Annotated in this window: 19 protein-coding genes and 1 tRNA gene; 12 read left to right on the top strand and 8 right to left on the bottom strand. The window is 43.7% G+C overall.

Features of this window, described 5'->3' with window-relative positions; genetic code table 11:
• Positions 1-338: 338 nt before the first annotated feature.
• On the top strand, positions 339-1,106 hold the full coding sequence (locus tag GVI43_RS00860) for a YciC family protein (RefSeq protein ID WP_159564463.1): 768 nt from the start codon (positions 339-341) through the stop codon (positions 1,104-1,106).
• A gap of 71 nt (positions 1,107-1,177) precedes the next feature.
• Here the strand turns inward: GVI43_RS00860 and GVI43_RS00865 are convergent, their stop codons facing one another.
• The gene (locus GVI43_RS00865; RefSeq protein ID WP_159564465.1) at positions 1,178-2,875 is read right to left on the bottom strand and encodes a SulP family inorganic anion transporter; all 1,698 of its coding nucleotides are present in this window, start codon (positions 2,873-2,875) and stop codon (positions 1,178-1,180) included.
• A 370-nt stretch (positions 2,876-3,245) separates the two neighbouring features.
• Here GVI43_RS00865 and GVI43_RS00870 point away from each other — a divergent pair, with 370 nt between their 5' ends.
• Entirely contained in the window at positions 3,246-3,821 is a 576-nt protein-coding gene (locus GVI43_RS00870; protein ID WP_159564467.1) for a septation protein A, read from the top strand.
• 177 nt (positions 3,822-3,998) lie between these two features.
• Positions 3,999-4,418 carry an acyl-CoA thioester hydrolase YciA gene (gene yciA / locus GVI43_RS00875; protein ID WP_159564469.1) on the top strand — a complete coding sequence of 140 codons (420 nt, stop codon included), beginning with the start codon at positions 3,999-4,001 and terminating at the stop codon, positions 4,416-4,418.
• Positions 4,419-4,485: 67 nt separating this feature from the next.
• Here yciA and GVI43_RS00880 read toward each other — a convergent pair whose 3' ends face one another.
• Positions 4,486-5,142 (bottom strand): TonB family protein, encoded by a 657-nt coding sequence (locus GVI43_RS00880; protein ID WP_159564471.1) that lies wholly within the window; start codon positions 5,140-5,142, stop codon positions 4,486-4,488.
• Positions 5,143-5,473: 331 nt separating this feature from the next.
• On the opposite strand from GVI43_RS00880, the gene GVI43_RS00885 reads away from it, so the two are divergent.
• Positions 5,474-5,770 carry a YciI family protein gene (locus GVI43_RS00885; RefSeq protein WP_159564473.1) on the top strand — a complete coding sequence of 99 codons (297 nt, stop codon included), beginning with the start codon at positions 5,474-5,476 and terminating at the stop codon, positions 5,768-5,770.
• A gap of 65 nt (positions 5,771-5,835) precedes the next feature.
• Here the strand turns inward: GVI43_RS00885 and GVI43_RS00890 are convergent, their stop codons facing one another.
• The gene (locus GVI43_RS00890; RefSeq protein WP_159564475.1) at positions 5,836-6,015 is read right to left on the bottom strand and encodes a YciY family protein; all 180 of its coding nucleotides are present in this window, start codon (positions 6,013-6,015) and stop codon (positions 5,836-5,838) included.
• A 198-nt stretch (positions 6,016-6,213) separates the two neighbouring features.
• On the opposite strand from GVI43_RS00890, the gene cls reads away from it, so the two are divergent.
• Positions 6,214-7,674 carry a cardiolipin synthase gene (gene cls, locus GVI43_RS00895; protein WP_159564477.1) on the top strand — a complete coding sequence of 487 codons (1,461 nt, stop codon included), beginning with the start codon at positions 6,214-6,216 and terminating at the stop codon, positions 7,672-7,674.
• 50 nt (positions 7,675-7,724) lie between these two features.
• Entirely contained in the window at positions 7,725-8,054 is a 330-nt protein-coding gene (locus GVI43_RS00900; RefSeq protein WP_211959062.1) for an HI1450 family dsDNA-mimic protein, read from the top strand.
• 94 nt (positions 8,055-8,148) lie between these two features.
• Here the strand turns inward: GVI43_RS00900 and GVI43_RS00905 are convergent, their stop codons facing one another.
• Entirely contained in the window at positions 8,149-8,796 is a 648-nt protein-coding gene (locus GVI43_RS00905) for a YchE family NAAT transporter (RefSeq protein ID WP_159564481.1), read from the bottom strand.
• Positions 8,797-9,268: 472 nt separating this feature from the next.
• Here GVI43_RS00905 and adhE point away from each other — a divergent pair, with 472 nt between their 5' ends.
• Both adhE and hns read left to right on the top strand, forming a co-directional pair.
• On the top strand, positions 9,269-11,941 hold the full coding sequence (adhE, locus tag GVI43_RS00910) for a bifunctional acetaldehyde-CoA/alcohol dehydrogenase (protein WP_159564483.1): 2,673 nt from the start codon (positions 9,269-9,271) through the stop codon (positions 11,939-11,941).
• A 1,103-nt stretch (positions 11,942-13,044) separates the two neighbouring features.
• The gene (hns, locus tag GVI43_RS00915; protein ID WP_159564485.1) at positions 13,045-13,452 is read left to right on the top strand and encodes a histone-like nucleoid-structuring protein H-NS; all 408 of its coding nucleotides are present in this window, start codon (positions 13,045-13,047) and stop codon (positions 13,450-13,452) included.
• Positions 13,453-13,774: 322 nt separating this feature from the next.
• Here hns and GVI43_RS00920 read toward each other — a convergent pair whose 3' ends face one another.
• From GVI43_RS00920 to rssB, 4 genes are all read right to left on the bottom strand, one after another.
• Positions 13,775-14,779, bottom strand: a complete 1,005-nt coding sequence (locus GVI43_RS00920) for an NAD-dependent epimerase (protein WP_159564487.1) — start codon at positions 14,777-14,779, stop codon at positions 13,775-13,777.
• Positions 14,780-14,787: 8 nt separating this feature from the next.
• Complete coding sequence (locus tag GVI43_RS00925) at positions 14,788-16,131, bottom strand: UDP-glucose dehydrogenase family protein (RefSeq protein ID WP_159564489.1); 1,344 nt, start codon at positions 16,129-16,131, stop codon at positions 14,788-14,790.
• 33 nt (positions 16,132-16,164) lie between these two features.
• Complete coding sequence (gene galU / locus GVI43_RS00930; RefSeq protein WP_159564491.1) at positions 16,165-17,082, bottom strand: UTP--glucose-1-phosphate uridylyltransferase GalU; 918 nt, start codon at positions 17,080-17,082, stop codon at positions 16,165-16,167.
• A gap of 242 nt (positions 17,083-17,324) precedes the next feature.
• Positions 17,325-18,335, bottom strand: coding sequence for a two-component system response regulator RssB (gene rssB, locus GVI43_RS00935; protein ID WP_159564493.1), 1,011 nt, complete (start codon positions 18,333-18,335; stop codon positions 17,325-17,327).
• Positions 18,336-18,532: 197 nt separating this feature from the next.
• On the opposite strand from rssB, the gene GVI43_RS00940 reads away from it, so the two are divergent.
• The 4 genes from GVI43_RS00940 (at position 18,533) to GVI43_RS00955 (ending at position 20,956) form a co-directional block, all read left to right on the top strand.
• Positions 18,533-19,000: a YchJ family metal-binding protein gene (locus GVI43_RS00940; protein WP_159564495.1), complete on the top strand. Its 468-nt coding sequence runs from the start codon at positions 18,533-18,535 to the stop codon at positions 18,998-19,000.
• Between the two features lie 82 nt (positions 19,001-19,082).
• Complete coding sequence (purU, locus tag GVI43_RS00945) at positions 19,083-19,916, top strand: formyltetrahydrofolate deformylase (protein WP_159564497.1); 834 nt, start codon at positions 19,083-19,085, stop codon at positions 19,914-19,916.
• A gap of 197 nt (positions 19,917-20,113) precedes the next feature.
• Positions 20,114-20,198 (top strand) — tRNA-Tyr (locus tag GVI43_RS00950).
• A gap of 185 nt (positions 20,199-20,383) precedes the next feature.
• Positions 20,384-20,956, top strand: a complete 573-nt coding sequence (locus GVI43_RS00955; RefSeq protein ID WP_159564499.1) for an LOG family protein — start codon at positions 20,384-20,386, stop codon at positions 20,954-20,956.
• Positions 20,957-21,100: the final 144 nt, after the last annotated feature.

Raw genomic sequence — 21,100 nt, forward strand, 5'->3', positions numbered from 1 at the left:
ATTGATTTAACTCGGATCACAGTTTTTGGCTAAATTTGATAAATCAGTGAATTTATCAAATTATCCATTATTCATTATTTTTATTTATTTGATTGGAATCAACAATAACCACAATGCAACGCCTTATAATTAGCCGTCGAATAGTTAATCTTTAAATAGTAGGTTTAATTAATAGCTACAACGCCTACGCTTTGATTATTTATCGGGCAGTCGGTGCTTTAGTAAAATAAGACATCTCGACCGAGTAAAAAGGAAGCAGAGTAATAATAAATACATCAAATATACGATCGGGTTACAATCAGCCGGTATTACTTTCCCCAGACAATTCAGGAGTCGTTATGCCCATCACGGCCAATTCACTATCCCGTGACAGCCTCAACTTTATGCGTAACCAACTTTCCAGCTTCCTTATGCTGGCATTACTCACCTCGTTTATTATGGTTACGCTATTACATATTATGATGCCCGAGCTATCAGGGCTGCAGAAACTAGTCAGCGACGCTGTCGGTGGCACAGCTCATATGAGCCAAAGTGAATTAAAGTCAGCCGTAGATGCGATACCGAAAGAACAACAGTTAGCCATCGTTCAGGCTAGCATCCCGATGGTCATCGCGACCGTGGTGAGTTTCTTAGTGAGTAATGTATTGTTAACCGCCGGCGTTATCACATTGGTATTTCAGGTATCAAATCAGCAAGCTACCAGTGCGCTTCGGGCTTTGGGAGCCTCAGCCAGAGGATTACCTAAACTGCTAATACTGTCTATTATCTCCTCGCTGATTATTCTGACGGGCCTGTCATTCTATGTTTTACCGGGCGTGTTTTTCACTTATGCATTAGCCCTATCGCCGGTTATTTTGCTCGGTTCTTCGCAAAGCATTGTTGATTCTATAACCAATAGCTGGAAATTGGTTCTCGCGAATACCAAAATCATGCTGCCAATTTTTCTGCTCACCTTCTCAATAAAATCTATCTGCTATGTGCTGGCGATTAAATTGGCCATGAGCTCTCCGGTTATCGTCCCGATACTATTAATCGGTGCAGCCAATCTGGTAACCGCCTATTTTTTGACCTATCTCTACCGTGCTTATATGCTGCTCAAACCATAAATAATAAGAATAAGGCCGGTCTGTTTCACCGGCCCTATTACTCGTTCACTCGATTCCCCATTCATTGATATTCACAGGGCGTGTTCCTTACTTTGAATGAGCTTAAGCGCCAGATAGAGGTCCGGTACTAAAAGAATATCGTCTTCTTTCATGTTTGGTCGATTATCTTTAAACCAGCGGGTGAGTTCAGTTCTTCTGCCAGCCAGAACGATTTTAATCTGGCGGTTTTTCAAATCGCGCTTTAATTCATCAATCGCCGCTAATACGCTGATATCTGCGTAGGTGAAGCTGGCTACCGCATCGATCACAACCCACCTTGGCTGGAAAGGCGTACTATCAACCAGATTAAGGATCCGACGTTTAAAATAGGCAACGTTAAAGTAGGTCAGCGGAGAATTAAAACGATACATCATTACGCCCGGTACCGCCTTAACGCCGGTTGAGTTGCCGAGTGAATGAATCATGCCGTCTTCGTTAATGCCCAATAATTGCTCAGTAGGCCGGAAAACCGTGCGTAAGAACTGTAATAACCCCAGTAAAACCGCCAGACCAATACCCTGAATGACGCCAATAAGCAGCACGCAAACAAAGGTAAAGCAGGCCAAGCGGAATGCAGATTTATTGCGTTTTCTTAACCCCCAGATACTGCGCAGATCCATTAATGACCATGCGGCGTAGACTAAAACAACGCCTAACGCAGATACGGGTATATATTTTAACGGCTGAGTGAAAAACAGAACGACCAAAGCAATAATTAAAGCGGCAATAATTGAAACCAGCTGGCTTTTCCCGCCGTTAGCATCATTAACAGCGGTTCGAGAATCTGCTCCGCTAATGGCAAAACCCTGAGATAAACCAGACATGATATTAGCAATACCCAGCGCTCTGAACTCAACGTCGGCGTTAATTTCATAGCCATTTTTAGCGGCAAAACTGCGCGCTGTCAGCATTAAACTCACAAAGCTGATTAATGCTAAGTTCAGTGCAGGAATCACCAATTCACGCATTAACCCAGGCTGAAATTCGCCCCAATGAACCACCGGCAGACCAGACTCAAACCCGCTACCGCCGATAGTTGCCACGCCATATTGTTGAACCGAGAAGCCCCATGCCAGTGCAGTAGTAATGATGATAGCTATCAGTGGCGCAGGCCACTGGCTACGAAAATGTTTAACGGCGGCTAAAATAGCCAATGTTAAAACTGACATTCCTAACGTCAAAATGTGGCTATCCAAAATATGGCCGGGTAGCGCAATAACCTTTTCGATTACCTGATTAGCATCGAGCTGAATGCCCATGATCTTTCCCAATTGCCCGACAATAATGGTAATTGCAACGCCATTGAGCAGCCCGGTAAGGATCGGGTGTGAAAGTAAATCGGCCAAAGCCCCTAAGCGAAATTTACTGGCGAGAATGCACCATCCGCCCATCATCAGGGTCATCATAATGGTCAACTGCCAATGAAGCTCCAGATCGCCTGCCGCCAGCGGCGTAACCACGGCAGCAATGACGGCACAGGTGGTGGCATCAGGCCCGACAATCAACTGACGCGAAGAGCCAAATAGCGCATAGGCAATCATGGGTAATACGCAAGAATATAAACCCACAATGGCACCAACGCCGGCCAGTTCAGCGTAAGCAATGGCAACCGGAAGCGCCACGGCAGCGACGGATAGCCCAGCCCGGATATCAGATTTCAACCAGTTTCTATCGTATGCCAGCAGGTTTTTTAATCCCGGCATCCAATTTAAAAGAACTCTTGCGAACATATGCCCCTCTGGCAGCTACGATATACTGGCTAATACTTAGAGTTTATTATGTCAATGATAGAACATAATGCGTTGCCGGATGGGTACTGACAAGGCTGATTGTTTATATTTTTCCGTTTTCAACCAGAAAGTTACCTATTCATCCTATTTTGCCACTTTTCCCTCTAGTCTAAAAAGAATACGATAGGCCTTCTTATCCTTATGAATATTACTCATGGCTAAGATTAGTTTTATCAGACTTGGCGACAATGATACCGAAAGGAATTCACGTTGAAGCAAACCCGGCAACAACGACAACTTCAAGCCTCAGGGTATAAACCTGCCGCCAAATTCGGTATAGTCAGCAACCAACTGACCAATGGAAAGATTTATGAAGCAGTTTCTTGATTTTCTACCCCTGATCGTGTTTTTTGCCGTTTACAAACTGTATGACATTTATATGGCATCCGGCGCGCTTATTGCCGCCACGGCCTTAGCCGTTGTTTACAGCCTGATTAAATTTCGTAAAGTAGAAAAGATGATGATGGTGACATTTGTCATGGTCGTCATTTTTGGTACGTTAACCATTGCCTTCCACTCACCGGATTTCATCAAGTGGAAAGTTACGGGTATCTATACCCTATTCTCTTTAGGCTTATTATTCAGTCAATTCGTGCTGAAAAAGACCTTAATAAAAAGCATGCTCGGTAAGGAAATCACCTTACCAGAACGCGTTTGGACCAAACTCAACATTGGCTGGGCGCTGTTCTTTCTCGCCTGCGGGCTACTGAATATCTACATTGCCTTCTGGCTGCCTGAAAACATTTGGGTAAACTTCAAAGTATTCGGCCTAACGGGGCTTACATTGATCTTCACGCTGATCAGCGGCGTTTATATCTATCGCCATATCCCCGAAGAGCAAAAAAATCCTGCCACTGATAAGCAAGATAAAAAAGAACCGTTTTAGATTTTTACCAGCGCGCTTTAACCATCGGCTCTAAATAGATTCACATCGTTCAAAGTACAGGAAGGCGGTAGGCGTAAAAGTTCCAGTTAGCGCGGCTAATCCGACCTCCGGCTTGAAAGATAGAGAATTTAGAGCCATTATTTTTTTAACTTATAATAGATCCAATCAGAAAGTACTATGAGCAAACAAGAACGAACTCCCCACGGAGAACTGGTACTTCGTACCTTAGCAATGCCCGCAGACACGAATGCCAACGGCGATATTTTTGGTGGCTGGATCATGTCACAAATGGACATTGGCGGAGCCATTCTGGCTAAAGAGATGGCCCGTGGTCGGGTTGTCACCGTAGCCGTTGATGCCATCACCTTTCTTAAACCCGTCACCGTAGGCGATGTGGTTTGTTGCTACGCTCACTGTATTCGTACAGGCCGTAGCTCGATTACCGTCAATATGGAAGTTTGGGTTAAGAAGGTATCTTCAGAGCCAATCGGCCAACGTTATTGCGTCACTGAAGCCATATTTACCTACGTTGCCGTCAGCGATGAAGGTAAGTCCAGAGCGCTTCCTGACAATAAAAGAAATTACAACGCAGAATAACGCTGATATAAACAGAAACGGGTCACTTGATGTGACCCGTTTCTGTTTATAGAAATCGATAAATTAGCTATTGAATTTTAGTCCCGCCATCGATATTAAAAATAACCGTTAGGGTTTTATCTTTGACCACCACAGGAGTGTAGCGCCACTTTTTCAGCGCCACTTTCACCTCGCGGTCAAACAATCTTGGTGGGTTAGACGATACGATGCGTATATTCTCAATTCGACCGTCTTCATCGATATCAAACATCACCCTGACTTCACCTTCAATGCGGCGATCGGATGCCTGTTTGGGATAGGCGGGTTCAACCTGCTTTAACACTTTAGAACCGGTAGAAGGCGCAACGCCAGTAGCCGATGAGCTAGGCCCGCTAGCCACCGGACTCACGTTATTACTGACCATTGGAGAGGTTGCCGGTTTATCAAGTTCAGCCTTTTCTACCGGCTCTTTCTGCGGTTCTCTCTTTGGCTTTGGCTGCTTTTTTGGTTCTGGTTTTGGTTCTGGCTTGGGCTTCTCTATTGGTTTTTCTGCTGGCTTAGGCTCTGGGATTGGTTCAGGAATAACGACAGGTTCAGGGATAGGCTCTGGTTCACTTTTAGCTTCGGTTGCCTTACTGTGTTCTTCAGCCGTTACTTCTGGCGCGGCAAACATAGCAGGATTAACCATTACAACGTTCATTGGAGCTGCACTTTCCGTTACCGGTATTTCGATCCGATCTTTCATTGAAGCGAAAACAAGCCCGCCAATAAGTGACGCATGAAGGCAAACAGAAAAGGTGATTGGCCAGGAAAAATGACGCGCTAAAAAGAACTTTTTCAAAAAATAGCCATTCCAATGTTCTAACGTAGTGAGGATTCTAAATGAAAATGGTAATGATATTCAATATCAATTTACCCATGGTATATAGAGAAACAGCTTTAAACTCACTATTTATAGGGCTATCGGAGGGTTTGATAAATACAAGCCTACGCGTGAAATTCCCATTGATGAATAAGGCCAAATCACATAACTTAACATCAACAATTTTTCCCACCATAACATTAAGGATAGTGCCGTGTTATACCTAATCTATGCGGAAGATGTAGCAAATTCATTAGAACAACGTCTGGCGGCTCGCCCGGCCCATTTAGCCCGGTTACAGCAGCTAAAAGATCAGGATCGGCTGATTGTCGCCGGACCTACTCCCATTGCCGATAGTGAAGACGCCGGCGCAGCAGGCTTTTCCGGTTCGACTATTATTGCCGAATTCTCAAGTTTGGCTGAAGCCAAAAATTGGGCGGATAAAGATCCGTACATCGAGGCCGGTGTGTATCAAAACGTCACTATAAAGCCATTTAAACGCATTTTCTGACTTTTATGGGTTCCCGAGCCACATAGCGTAGGGAACCTTAAACAGCACCACTACAGCGCTTATTTTCACCACTTATAATTAGTCGCATAAAGCAGCGAGCGTTTCTGGCGGCCTAACTGCCGGTCTACTCTGATACGTTGAATACGGCTATTTCTGCGAGATTGACCTTCCAGCCAACGATTACGGCGCCGCTGAGCCTGACGTAACAGCCGCCAGCGGCCAACTTCTGTTCGGGTTCTTTGCATGATAATCAACAGTATGTTTAACCAATAAAGAGACGGTAAGTGTAACGCATACGCCCTGCCAAGTAGCGTAGTTAAATCAAAATCTAGCTAACGAGAACCTATAATCAAATAACAGAAATGTTTTTACCTTTTGCTAAGTCTGCGTACACTCAGTGAGCTTAACTTTGTTTTTGAAGGAAACAGGATAACAAATTCACAATGACCACTTTTTATACCGTTATGAGCTGGCTACTAGTATTTGGTTACTGGTTATTGGTCGCCGGTGTAACTCTAAGAATATTAATGAAACGACGCTCAGTGCCGTCTGCAATGGCATGGTTGTTGGTTATTTATATTCTACCGCTGGTCGGAATTATTGCTTACCTGTTATTCGGTGAACTTCATCTGGGTAAACGTCATGCAGAACGGGCGCAAGAAATGTGGCCTTTTACCGTTAGCTGGTTGGGTGAGCTAAAAAACTGCAAACAGGTTTTCGCCACTCAGATTAGCACCGTCTCAGAACCACTATTTCAGCTGTGCGAGCATCGCCACGGCATTCCTGCCGTTAGAGGCAATCAACTCCAACTGCTAACCAACTGCGACCAAACCATGAAGTCATTAATTCATGATATCTCGCGGGCTGAAAATACCATCGAAATGGTGTTCTATATCTGGCAGGCCGGAGGCCAAGTTGATAACGTTGCTGAAGCTTTAATGGCGGCGGCCCGACGAGGCGTACGCTGTCGAGTAATACTCGATTCGGCAGGTAGTATGCACTTCTTTCGTACGCCCTACCCTGAACTGATGAGAAAATCAGGCATACAGGTCGTTGAAGCGCTAAAGGTCAACGTGCTACGGGTATTTTTACGCCGTATGGACCTTCGCCAACACCGAAAAATTGTTCTTATTGATAATAACATTGCCTATACCGGCAGTATGAATATGGTCGATCCTCGCTTTTTCAAACAGGGTTCCGGCGTAGGACAATGGATTGATTTAATGGCTAGAATGGAAGGCCCGGTAGCCACTATTTTGGGTATCATTTATGCCTGCGACTGGGAGATTGAAACCGGTAAACGAATACTGCCAGAGCCGCCTCAATTCACGATGCTGCCGTTTGAGGAAGAAGCTGGCCATACGGTGCAGGTTATTGCGTCAGGCCCGGGTTTCGCTGAAGAGATGATTCATCAGGCGCTACTGACTTCAGTTTATTCCGCACGTAGCCAGCTCATCATGACGACCCCCTATTTTGTCCCTAGCGATGACTTGTTACATGCCATTTGCACCGCAGCCCTCAGAGGCGTGGACGTCAATATCATCGTTCCGAAAAAGAATGATTCAATCATGGTCGGCTGGGCTAGCCGTTCTTTCTTTTCCGAACTGCTAGAGGCCGGAGTCAAAATTCACCAGTTTGAAGGCGGGTTATTACACACCAAAAGCGTTTTGGTTGACGGTCAACTCAGCCTGGTTGGAACGGTAAATTTAGACATTCGCAGCCTCTGGCTTAATTTTGAAATCACCGTAGTGGTAGACGATCGAGCATTTGGCCAAGACCTTGCCTGTGTCCAAAGTGATTATATTGCCCGCTCAACGCTATTAGATCCCAACGAGTGGATTAAGCGCCCAATGTGGCAACGCATAATAGAACGTTTATTTTATTTTTTCAGTCCGCTACTATGACAAACAGGCAATAGCAAAAAATTAATCTACCGATGGGATCCCTAATGGATATGACCGACTTTGATATAAATAACCGCTTAGATGAAGATGAAACGCTTGATCAAGCTTATGATATCTTTTTAGAATTAGCCGTAGATAACCTTGACCCAGCAGATGTCATATTATTCAATCTGCAGTTTGAAGAACGTGGCGCAGCGGAATTGCTGGACCCATCTGACGAATGGCTGGAACACGTTGATTTTGATTTAAATCCAGACTTCTTCGCCGAAGTCATTATCGGCCTGACCAATGAGCAGGATGAAATCGATGATATCTTTGCCCGGATATTAATCAGCCGTGAAAAGAATCATAAATTCTGCCATATCTTGTGGAAACAATAGGTTAAACCGCAGTTCTGACTAATTAATTGGCTACTGAATACAAAAAAACCGCAGCGAGAACCGGCTGCGGTTTTTTGTTATCGGTAATAATCAATCAGCTTAATAAGCCCGGAAACGATGCTTTTACGCCGGTAACAATAAATTCAATACCTAAAGACATCAGCAACAGCCCCATAATACGGGTAATAACGTTAATACCCGTTTGTCCGAGCAGCCGGACTAATAACGGCGCGGCTCTAAAAAGCAACCAACAGCAAAATGAAAACAGCGCTATCGCGACAAAGAAGCCCAGATAATCCAGCCAGCTGTTATAGCGAGTGCTCCATACGATAGTCGAACTGATCGCGCCTGGCCCTGCCATTAACGGTAGCGCTAATGGAACTACGCCAACGTTGTCACGGATCGCCGTTTCAGTTTTTTCCTGCTTATTCTGCTTATCTTCACCGAGCTTGCCACTGATCATTGACATAGCAATTGTCACAATCAAAATGCCGCCCGCAATGCGGAAAGAGTCGATCGAGATCCCAAAAGTACGCAGTATCGTATCGCCTAGAAATAATGAACACCAAAGAATAATGGCCACGGACAAATTTGCCGTTAAGTTAGTTTTATCTCTGGCTGCCGGCGACTGGTAGTTAGTCATGCTAATAAATACGGGCAAGATCCCCACTGGATTCACTAGCGCGAACATACCTACAAGAAACTTAATGTATCCGGACAAATCCAGCATGGTATGGCCCATTGAGAACTCCCGATTATCTAAAGCAGAGGGGTAATTTTACTGGCGCTAATGTAATAGAATTATCTTTTGGGATCTAGCCTAAATAACCGGATACAACGCCCAGTTATACAAAAAATCTAAGCATATAAAGCTAATATAGCCAAACTGATTTGAATGAACCTAAACCATGCCCCAAAAGAGGTAATAAAATAGCAATATCGCCTTTGCTGAAAGGTGTCAGCATGCAAATATTGTGATTCAAATCACAATATGGCCACAACTTAATCGGTAAGCTGTAATCAATCTGTACGGAAATAAGAAAATATAACTCGATAAGGCTGTTGTTAATTATCTAAATTTTTAAATAATAACAATATGTTAAGTTAAACTTTTTCAGTAAGTAAATCGTATTGAGCTGACCAACTTTTCCTATACTTAATACTTGTATCGCGACTTACTCACTAAAAAAGTTTATCAATCTTAGGAGAGTCCCATGACAGTAAGTAATATCAGTGAACTGAATGCGCTGGTTGCCCGAGTGAAGAAAGCTCAGGTTGAGTATTCGAATTTCACTCAGGCGCAAGTCGATAAGATCTTCAGAGCTGCGGCACTCGCCGCTGCAAATGCCCGCATACCGTTAGCCAAAATGGCCGTTGCCGAATCGGGCATGGGCATAGTGGAAGACAAAGTCATTAAGAACCACTTCGCATCTGAGTATATTTATAATAAATATAAAGATGAAAAAACCTGCGGCATTCTTGAAGAAGATGAGACGTTCGGTACCATCACTATCGCAGAACCGACCGGCATTATTTGCGGTATTGTTCCCACGACAAACCCTACGTCTACAGCAATATTTAAAGCCCTTATCAGCCTGAAAACCCGCAACGGCATTATCTTCTCGCCTCATCCAAGAGCTAAAAATGCCACCAATGAAGCGGCAAATATCGTTCTGCAGGCGGCAATTGAAGCCGGTGCACCTAAAGATATTATTGGCTGGATTGACGTTCCAAGCGTCGAGCTCTCAAATCAACTCATGCACCATCCTGACATTAATCTGATTCTGGCTACCGGTGGCCCGGGTATGGTTAAAGCAGCCTATAGTTCGGGTAAACCGGCAATTGGCGTTGGTGCAGGTAACTCACCGGTTGTTATTGATGAATCGGCTGATATTAAGCGCGCCGTTGCCTCTATTCTGATGTCGAAAACCTTCGATAACGGCGTTATTTGTGCTTCAGAACAATCGGTTATTGTTGTCGATAAAATTTATGATGCAGTGCGTGAGCGTTTTGCCTCCCACGGTGGTTATTTGTTGGTAGGTAAAGAGCTGAAGGCCATTCAGGGCATCATTCTTAAAAATGGCAATATCAATGCAGATATCGTTGGCCAACCTGCCGTGAAAATTGCAGAAATGGCGGGCGTCACCGTACCATCAACAACCAAAGTGCTGATTGGTGAAGTCACTGTCGTTGACGAATCAGAACCGTTTGCCCACGAAAAACTATCGCCAATGTTAGCGATGTACCGCGCTAAAAACTTTGATGACGCAGTAAATAAAGCCGTTAAGTTAGTTGCGATGGGCGGTATTGGCCATACTTCAGCACTGTATATTGATCAAGACAACCAAGGTGAACGCATCGCTTACTTTGGCGATAAAATGAAAACGGCCCGTATCTTAATCAATACCCCAACCTCTCACGGGGGTATTGGCGACCTGTATAACTTTAAGTTAGCGCCATCGCTAACATTAGGTTGTGGTTCATGGGGTGGTAACTCCATTTCTGAAAACGTCGGTCCTAAGCATCTGATCAACAAGAAAACGGTAGCTAAGCGAGCTGAAAATATGTTGTGGCATAAACTCCCAAAATCAATCTATTTCCGTCGTGGTTCTTTACCTATTGCTTTAGAAGAAGTTGCCACTGATGGCGCAAAACGCGCATTTATTGTTACTGACCGTTTCTTATTTAATAACGGCTATGCAGATCAAATAACCAAAGTATTAAAACAGCACGGCATTGAAACCGAGGTTTTCTTTGAAGTTGAAGCCGATCCAACCTTAAGCATTGTGCGAAAAGGCGCGGAACAGATGCACTCCTTCAAACCGGATGTAATCATTGCTCTAGGCGGCGGTTCACCGATGGACGCGGCTAAAATCATGTGGGTTATGTATGAACATCCTGAAACTCATTTTGAAGAGCTGGCGCTTCGCTTTATGGATATCCGCAAGCGTATCTATAAGTTCCCGAAAATGGGCGTAAAAGCCAAAATGATCGCGGTAACTACCACGTCAGGTACCGGTTCGGAAGTAACGCCGTTCGCCGTAGTAACCGATGACGCAACCGGCATGAAATATCCTTTAGCCGACTACGCATTAACGCCAGATATGGCAATAGTTGATGCTAATCTCGTGATGAATATGCCTAAGTCACTGTGCGCATTTGGTGGATTAGACGCCGTTACTCACGCATTAGAAGCTTACGTATCCGTATTGGCAAATGAATACTCTGATGGACAGGCGCTTCAGGCTCTTAAACTGCTGAAGGAATTCTTACCACAGAGCTATAAAGAAGGCGCTAAAAACCCGGTTGCCCGTGAACGAGTGCACAATGCGGCCACTATCGCTGGCATCGCATTTGCCAACGCCTTCTTGGGTGTTTGCCATTCAATGGCGCATAAGCTGGGTTCAGAATTTCATCTGCCACACGGTTTAGCGAATGCCTTATTAATCTGTAACGTGATTCGTTATAACGCCAACGATAACCCGACTAAGCAAACTGCATTCAGCCAATACGATCGCCCGCAATCGCGCCGTCAATACGCTGAAATAGCGGATCATCTGGGTCTGTCAGCGCAGGGAGACCGCACCGCAGCCAAGATAGAGAAGCTATTAAACTGGTTAGAGGCCATGAAGAAAGAGTTGGATATCCCGGCATCAATCCGCGAAGCAGGCGTTCCTGAAGCAGAGTTCTTAGCTAAAGTAGATAAATTATCTGAAGACGCATTTGACGATCAATGTACCGGAGCCAACCCGCGTTATCCGCTAATTTCTGAGCTGAAAACAATTCTGTTAGATACCTACTATGGCCGTAGTTATGTAGAAGAACAGAAATTGTCCCCCGAGGTTGAAACTAAAGCTAAAGTTGCAACTAAGAAAAGTAAGAAATAGTTATTGAATGTTGTTTGATAAAGGCCGCCATCAGCTTCTGGCGGCCTTTATATTTATGATGCCCCGGTTGTATCATTTGGCCGCTAATTACCGCCAGTAGGCTAACAAACCTACATTTATGCAACTTTCTTTACATAGAAGTTATATAGCTTCAAAAATCACACAATGCGTTGCACGACCCTATATTGGTATTCATCTATGTATATGTACGATTGACCGAGAATAACCCATTGTTTCAAAATATAATAAGCTATTAACGTTCACTACACTAAAACTCAACAATAAAGTAATTATTACTCACCTATCTAAAACGTAAAATGTGGCTAATAGAAGCAAAACCTCACCACAGACTACCCATCAGAGCGTTATCTTTCCGGCGATAAGTTCAACAACCCTATTTAACCCACATCAGCGAACCGTATTGGCCTTATCGCTGCTTATATCCACAACCATTAGCTACAGACCCTAATTACCTCTAAAAATGCAAAGAGCAATCCGATAGCTAGCACGGAGCCATTTACTAATAAGCTCTTTTATATAGAGTTATTAAAGATTATTAGCTAAGTATTTTTATTCAGCAAACTTACCACTGAGGTAACTCTACTTAGGATAAGGCAACATACCCCGCAAAAGAAAAGCCATACTTATTTCAGTAATTAAAGAAAGCATATTCAATATATTGCCTAAGATATCAGCGACTCACTCAGAAAATATACAATGGATTTGTAAGAATCACGACCTGTTACAAATAGTGATATAACAGCATGTAAAATCTTTTACCAAACCCCTGACGCAGGTTATAACTAACCATTATTAGGAATAAAAACAAAGTTATTAACAAAAAACAACCATGGACAGGGATATATCACATTGACTAACGGTCTGTTTCAAATAAATATACCGAGCATAGGATTAGTCATATGGAGCATAAAAACGTGTCAAATTGAACAAAGTGTTTTGCTGTATTAACTAACTTTACTCCCATATTTGACTCTGCTTAATAAATAAATAAGTTTATTTATGTCATGCCCTATTGCAGAAATTAATTAAGCGTTTTATTATTACTTAAGATTTCAATCCATAATTAATTTGAGAACTATACAATGAGCGAAGCATTAAAAGTCCTTAACAACATCCGTACATTGCGTGCTCAAGCAAGAGAGTGCTCTCTTGAGACTTTAGAAGAAATGTTAGAGAAAATGGAAGTTGTAGTAAAAGAGCGTCGCGAAGAAGATCAGGCTAGTCAGGCTGAAATTCAAGAACGTACTCGTAAGTTACAACAATACCGTGAAATGTTAATTGCTGACGGTATCGATCCTAATGAATTGCTTCAGTCTCTTTCAGCCACTAAAGTAATTGGTAAATCTAAGCGCGCAGCACGCCCGGCCAAATATCAGTTCACTGATGAAGATGGCGAATTAAAAACCTGGACTGGCCAAGGCCGTACTCCAGCGGTGATTAAGAAAGCTATCGAAGATGAAGGCAAATCACTAGACGATTTCCTGCTGTAATTAGCCTGTTAGTGCTAAAAAGCCTCTTTTATCGGAGGTTTTTTTATATACAAAATTCCATATTTACCTAAAATATCTTCTATTTAAATCATCATTAGTCCACTAATAAGTGGACATTTTTAGTAATTACCCCCCCATTTAGCTAACCGAAAGATCATACGACAGAATAGTTGCCATAGTAATAATATAGATTTGAGAGAAATACGGGGAGAAAGTTGTTCTATAAAATAAGACCAAATAATACGAACAAATATCCCCATAAAAAAGAGGGCTAATGCCCTCTCTCTCTTTGCGTTCATATTATTTGATGGCTAATTAGCTATTAGTGGTAGAAATGCTTATACCAATCAACAAACCGTTGAACTCCATCAACAACAGAGGTTTCCGGTCTAAAATTTATAACGCTATATAATGCTGAAGTATCTGCGCTAGTTTCCATTACGTCACCAGGCTGCATTGGTAACAGATTTTTAGTTGCAGTCTTGTCCAACGCTTTCTCAATTGCCTCAATGTATTCCATCAGACGAACTGGCTGGCTATTACCAATATTATAAACTTTATAAGGCGCTGAACTTGTTGCCGGGGAGCCAGTTTCAACCGTCCATGAAGGATCGGCCTCAGGTATTACCGCCTGCAAACGAACAATCGACTCAACGATGTCATCAATATAGGTAAAGTCACGACGCATATCACCGTGGTTATAAACATCAATACTCTGTCCGGCAATAATGGCTTTGGTAAACTTAAGCAAAGCCATATCAGGACGCCCCCAAGGGCCATAAACGGTGAAAAACCGTAAGCCCGTTGTCGGCAGGTTGAAAAGATGAGAATAGGTATGAGACATCAGCTCATTCGCTTTCTTGGTTGCCGCATATAAAGACACCGGATGATCAACGCTATCATCGGTGGAAAACGGTAATTTACGGTTCAGTCCATATACGGAGCTCGATGAAGCATATAACAAGTGTTCAACTTGACTATGCCGACACCCTTCCAGAATATTAAGATGCCCAATCAAATTCGCTTCCGCATAGACATGCGGGTTTTCAATCGAGTAACGGACACCGGCCTGAGCGGCTAAGTGAATAACCCGCTGAAAATGAGATTCAGCAAAAAGCCGGGAGATTCCCTCTCGATCGGCCAGATCCATTTTAATAAAGTGAAACTGTGGCTGTTTTTCTAAAATAGCCAAGCGCGCTAGCTTGAGGTTAACGTCATAATAATCATTCAGATTATCAATACCGACAACCTCATGACCCAACGATAATAAGCGCTGAGCGACGTGAAAACCGATAAATCCGGCGGCCCCCGTAATTAGGCATTTCATATTTAACCTCAAATCACCGGATTAATCGAAGCGCCACGACCAATACCATAATAAGTGAACCCACGCTGGCTCATACGTTCTGGCTCATAAAGATTGCGCCCGTCAAATACTGCTGGCTGGTTTAATGTGGCTTTAATCAAATCAAAGTCTGGCGCACGGAAATTTTGCCACTCGGTACAGATAACCAATGCATCTGCCCCTTGTAACGCGTCTTCTTTAGTCGTAGCTAAAACTAAGTCACTGCGATTGCCATAAATCCGGCGGGCTTCTTCCATTGCCTCTGGGTCAAAGGCCTGAACGTTAGCCCCTGCAGCCCATAATGATTCCATCAGTACTCTGCTGGAGGATTCTCTCATATCATCGGTATTAGGTTTAAATGAGAGCCCCCATAGGGCAAAAGTACGGCCTTTCAGATCGCCGCTAAAATGGCGGTCAATGAAGCTGAAAAGCTTATGTTTTTGTTTGTCATTAACAGATTCAACGGCTTTTAACAGCGTTGGCTGGTATCCAATATGTTCTGCCGTACGAATAAGCGCCTGAACGTCTTTAGGAAAACAGGAACCACCGTAACCACAGCCCGGATAAATAAAGTGATAGCCAATTCGGGAATCAGAACCAATGCCCTGACGGACTTTTTCAATATCCGCACCAAGCAACTCGGCCAAGTTTGACATCTCATTCATAAAGCTAATTTTGGTCGCTAGCATGCAGTTAGCGGCATATTTGGTCAGCTCAGCGCTACGAATATCCATAATGACCATTCGATCGTGATTACGATTAAAAGGCGCGTACAGTTCACGCATCAGGTCTAATACCTGATCGTTGTTAGTACCAATAATGATGCGTTCTGGCTTCATACAGTCAGAAACTGCGGCACCCTCTTTCAAGAACTCTGGGTTTGAAACCACGTCAAAAGGGATATCAGCATTACGCTGTTTTAACGCATCGCTGATAACCTTTTGAACTTTATCGGCAGTACCAACCGGAACGGTTGATTTATCAATAACCACTTTATAGCTCGTCATATGCTCTGCAATGGTGCGGGCAACCGCAGTCACATATTTCAGATCCGCAGAGCCATCTTCATCCGGCGGGGTTCCGACGGCAATAAACTGAATTTCTCCGTGCTCAATGCCCTGTTTAGCATCAGTAGTAAACGTCAGCCGACCAGCCTGATAGTTTTCTTTCACTAACGGCGCTAACCCGGGTTCAAAAATAGGAATAATCCCATTCTTAAGGCTAGCCACCTTTGTTTTATCAATATCGACGCACATTACGTCATGGCCTACTTCAGCCAATACCGCTGCCTGAACTAAACCAACATATCCAATACCAAAGACTGTTACTTTCATCGCGTTGTCACCAAAATTAAATTTTATTATTCACTAATTTTTTGTCGATAACTGGAGCTGCTGTAACCAAGAATTAAAGTTATTGCCCAACGTCCCGTGACGTAAACCATATTCAACAAACGCTTTCATGTATCCCATTTTATTACCACAGTCATGGCTACGCCCTCTGATGTGATAAGCATCTACCGGGTGTTTTTCCATCAGCATCGCAATGGCGTCCGTTAACTGAATTTCATCGCCTGCTCCCGGCGGAATTCGTGACAATAGCGGCCATATATCGGCAGAAAGAACATAGCGCCCGACAATCGACAGGTTAGATGGCGCTTCAGCTACGCTCGGTTTCTCTACAACTTTGGCGATCGGAGTGCTTTCCCCTACCGTAAGCGCGTAGCCATTACAATCGACGATGCCGTAATCGCTCACCTCATTAATAGGTACCGGTTCAACCATAATTTGGCTACGTCCCGTCTCGTCAAAACGCTGGAGCATTTCACTTAAATTTTCAGTCTTCAGATTAGACTCATACTCATCGATAATGACATCCGGCAGTATGACCGCAAAAGGCTCATTGCCGACCAATGGCTGAGCGCATAAAATCGCGTGCCCAAGGCCTTTCGCTAGCCCCTGACGAACCTGCATCATCGTGACATTACTAGGACAAATAGACTGAACCTCATTAAGTAGCTGCCGCTTGACGCGCCGCTCCAGCATGGCTTCAAGCTCAAAGCTGGTATCAAAGTGGTTTTCAATGGAGTTTTTAGAAGAGTGAGTTACTAAAACAATATGATTAATACCCGCCGCAATACATTCATTAACGACAAATTGAATTAACGGCTTATCGACCAGTGGCAACATCTCTTTAGGGATTGCTTTCGTCGCAGGCAGCATCCTTGTTCCTAAACCCGCTACCGGAATAATCGCTTTTTTAATCTTAGATTGTATCGCTGACATAATCAGTTCTCACTATTCAAAAACATCGGATAATCAGTCAGATGTTTTGCGTTTGCGTAGAGTTAAAAATATGGGAGTTGCTCCTCAAGCGTTACCTTAACGAATCGAATACTGACGTTAAAGGCAGTGATATCGCTTTCCAGAACAAGCAGTTATTATAGTATATCAGCTAAGACTGTATTCTCCGATAGGCTTAATACAGCCTAGACCAAAGTTAGTCTACAAGAATGGAAATACGTAATTCACACTGAGGCATTCAGCTGTAATCGGCCACCGGCACCCCAAATTTGGCACATCCACTGGCCGGTAATTAAACGAGTTTGGCTGGAAAAAATGGAATCTAACGTGCCAAGCGGAACGCTGTCATTTAAGTCATATTTGCGCTTATTGGCCTCCACTTTCACATGCAAACCTGCCGAAACAATCAGGAGCTCTTGTTTTGGCACATGATAATAGCCCGCCAGAAATGGAAATTGCCCTTCTAAGTAGGACTGGTGCAAAAGTTTATTAATTTTGTTCAGAACAGTTGGCATTTGGGGAAGAGATTCAGACTGTTCCGCTATGTGTTCTTGTAATAAGTTATTGAACAATGCCCGTAATAATAACGCCGCTAAAACACCTTTATCGCCAGCGAGTGAAATATCAAGGCAGTAAAAAGCAAAGTCATTTTCTGATAGAGGAGCAATATCCAAGACGATGCCGGAACGATCGGCTAACGTCAGTTGGCGATAGTTAACTTTGCAGCCTGAAATCACCTGCTGAGCCGGAGGCTGTAACTGCCTCAATAATTGAATGGCTTCCTGTGGTTTTTCACTTAAATTGGCCCAGTCGTCAAGCAACGCCATTTCATCGCTGGCCGGTGAAGAAAAAAGATAAGGGTAAAAACAGCTCAATAGCGCATCACGTAGCGTGGTCAGATCGGAAATCGGCTTAAGTAGGACATCGTGCACACCCAGACGCAGCATTTTATCCACGTCAGTCATTTTTTCCGTCGCAGAAATGACAATCACCGGAACCTGACACCCCTGATGCCGGAGATTTTCGACCAACGCAATGCCGTCCATATTTGGCATACCTAAATCGCATATCAACAGATCTGGCCAGTGATTCTTGACGTAAATAAGAGCCTTCTCACCGTCTTCAGCTTCACCGGCAGTCGCGCCAAGGGAAGTTAGGTAGCCCGCCAGCATAGAGCGAAAAACCGGATCGTCTTCGACAATAAGAATATGTTTGTTAGCGAGAGGGGGTGTCATTGTCAACTTCCATGCTTGCTGTTTATTATATATTGGTTCAAATTTTGCACTTGTGCCTGCTAAATCTATAACTTATTGTTGTTAAAAATTGTTGCTATGTCTACTAAACAAGGAATATGTAGATATTTGTACCATTTTTTAATTTTATTATCCTTTTTTTCAACAAATTACGATGTTCATATTTTACGGAGCTTATTGTGTTTAAACCGTGCCCGTGTGGAAGCTTAAAAAACTTTACACAGTGTTGTGATTCTTTACTATCAGGACACAGCGTAGCCCAAACTCCCGCAGAGTTAATGAGATCCCGCTATAGCGCTTATGTTGTCCAGAATGTAGAGTACCTTATCTCAAGCTGGCACGTTGATTATCGCATCGTCAATATGGCGCAATCGCTCAGCGCCAGTTTTGAACATACTGAATGGCAAGGATTAACGATTATCGATGAGGTTGCCGGTAGTAACGACTGTGAGGGCTACGTCGAATTTATTGCTAAATATCAGGATACCAAAACAAATATTAAAAACGTTATCCATGAACGCTCCCACTTTATCAAACAGGAAGGCCGTTGGTATTATACGTCCGGCATAAAGCCACAGACGGGTCGCAATGATTTATGCCCCTGCGGTGGTGCGAAAAAATACAAGAAATGTTGCGGGCGTCATTAAATAAAGCGCCAAAGACCAAATTTTTATATCACTTAAAACCCGTTCACTAGAAAAATAAATATATCAAAAGGTTAAAACAGCAATGCAACGAAAAATCTTACGTACTATCTGCCCCGATGCAAAAGGACTGATCGCTAAAATTACCAATATTTGCTACAAGCATCAGCTCAACATTGTACAGAATAATGAATTTGTCGATCACCGCACTGGCCGCTTCTTTATGCGCACTGAGCTAGAAGGCATTTTTAACGATGAAACGCTGTTAGCCGATCTGGATGGTGCTTTACCGGAAGGTTCAATCCGCGAGCTTAACCATGCGGGCAGGCAAAAAATTGTCATTCTGGTTACCAAAGAAGCACACTGCCTCGGTGACCTGTTAATGAAGAGCACCTACGGTGGGCTGGACGTTGAAATAGCTGGCGTAATTGGCAACCACGACACGCTAAGAACGCTGGTTGAACGTTTCGATATTCCCTTTCATCTAATTAGCCATGAAGGTTTAACCCGCGAAGAGCATGATTCTCAGGTTGTTGACCTCATTGACACTATTGCGCCTGATTACGTAGTGTTAGCTAAATATATGCGCATTCTGACGCCGGACTTTGTTCGCCATTTCCCTAACAGAATTATTAATATCCATCACTCATTCCTGCCAGCCTTTATCGGAGCCCGGCCTTATCATCAGGCCTATGAGCGCGGCGTTAAAATTATTGGCGCAACCGCTCACTTTGTTACCGATAGCCTGGATGAAGGCCCAATTATTATGCAAGACGTGATTAACGTCGATCATACATACAGCGCGGAAGATATGATGCGCGCCGGTCGTGACGTAGAGAAAAACGTATTAAGCCATGGTATTTACCGGGTGCTGGCCCAGCGCGTTTTCGTTTACGGCAACAGAACGGTTATTCTTTAGCGGCAACAGCCAAAACAAACCACGTCAAACGTGGTTTGTTTTTTTTATCCATGCGCAGTAATCCAGCACGCTAAGCATAAAAAAACGCCAAACAGTAATGATTTAAAACATAAGGCTTTACTGTGCTAAAGCTTTTGGTATGATTCGTCCCCTTGCTGAATATCAGACTAAAACATCAGGCAAGACCAGCAACATATGGTGGGATACCCAAGCGGCCAAAGGGAGCAGACTGTAAATCTGCCGTCACAGACTTCGAAGGTTCGAATCCTTCTCCCACCACCATTTTAGCTCGTTGCCTCTCAAAAAATCGCGTTGCCAATAGCTAAATAGCCCAAACAACCATTCATCCTTCAAAAATCTACGATTAATTTCATTCAGCTATTTTGATGAAATTTCGTGCCCCTACCTTGAAGCTCCCGATTAAATACGCTATACAAGCCCCTTGTTTTAATTTATCAGGAAGCCTCATGCGTAAGAATATTTGTGTTTATTGTGGTGCAAGCACCGGAAATAATCTCGCCTATACTGAAGCAGCACAACAGCTTGGTCAGACTATTGCCCAACAGGGGCGTCGTTTAATCTATGGCGGCGGCAACAAAGGCCTGATGGGCATTCTGGCTAATGCGGTGTTAGAGGCCGGTGGTGAAGTAATCGGCGTTATTCCTGAACGTTTAGTCGAAGCTGAAACGGCTCATCGTGGATTGACTCAGTTAGAAGTCGTACCCGACATGCATATCCGTAAAGCCCGTATGAGCGAATTAGCCGATGGTTTTATTGCGCTTCCTGGCGGAATTGGCACCTTCGAAGAGTTATTCGAAGTCTGGACCTGGAGCCAAATTGGCTATCACACCAACCCGGTCGGATTACTTAACATCAACCAATTCTATACGCCAATGAACGCTTTTCTTCAGCACGTCGTTGATGAAGGTTTTGTTCGCCAGAGCTACTTCAATACGCTGCTAGTCGGCAATTCTGCGGCAGACCTGCTCACTCAGTTTGACCAATATCAGCCACACAATTTAAATCGCTGGGCAAAATAGTTAATTTCACCGTTTACGGCCGATAGCTGGCTCAGAAATACGATATTCAACGTCAGACGAGCTGCGTACCCGCGGCCTGAAGTATGAAAGGTATATCGGCCAATATGACAATGCTCGCTAATCTCTGTTACCATTGGTCACCAC

Source organism: Budvicia diplopodorum (genome assembly GCF_009800925.1).
GTDB lineage: Bacteria > Pseudomonadota > Gammaproteobacteria > Enterobacterales > Enterobacteriaceae > Budvicia > Budvicia diplopodorum.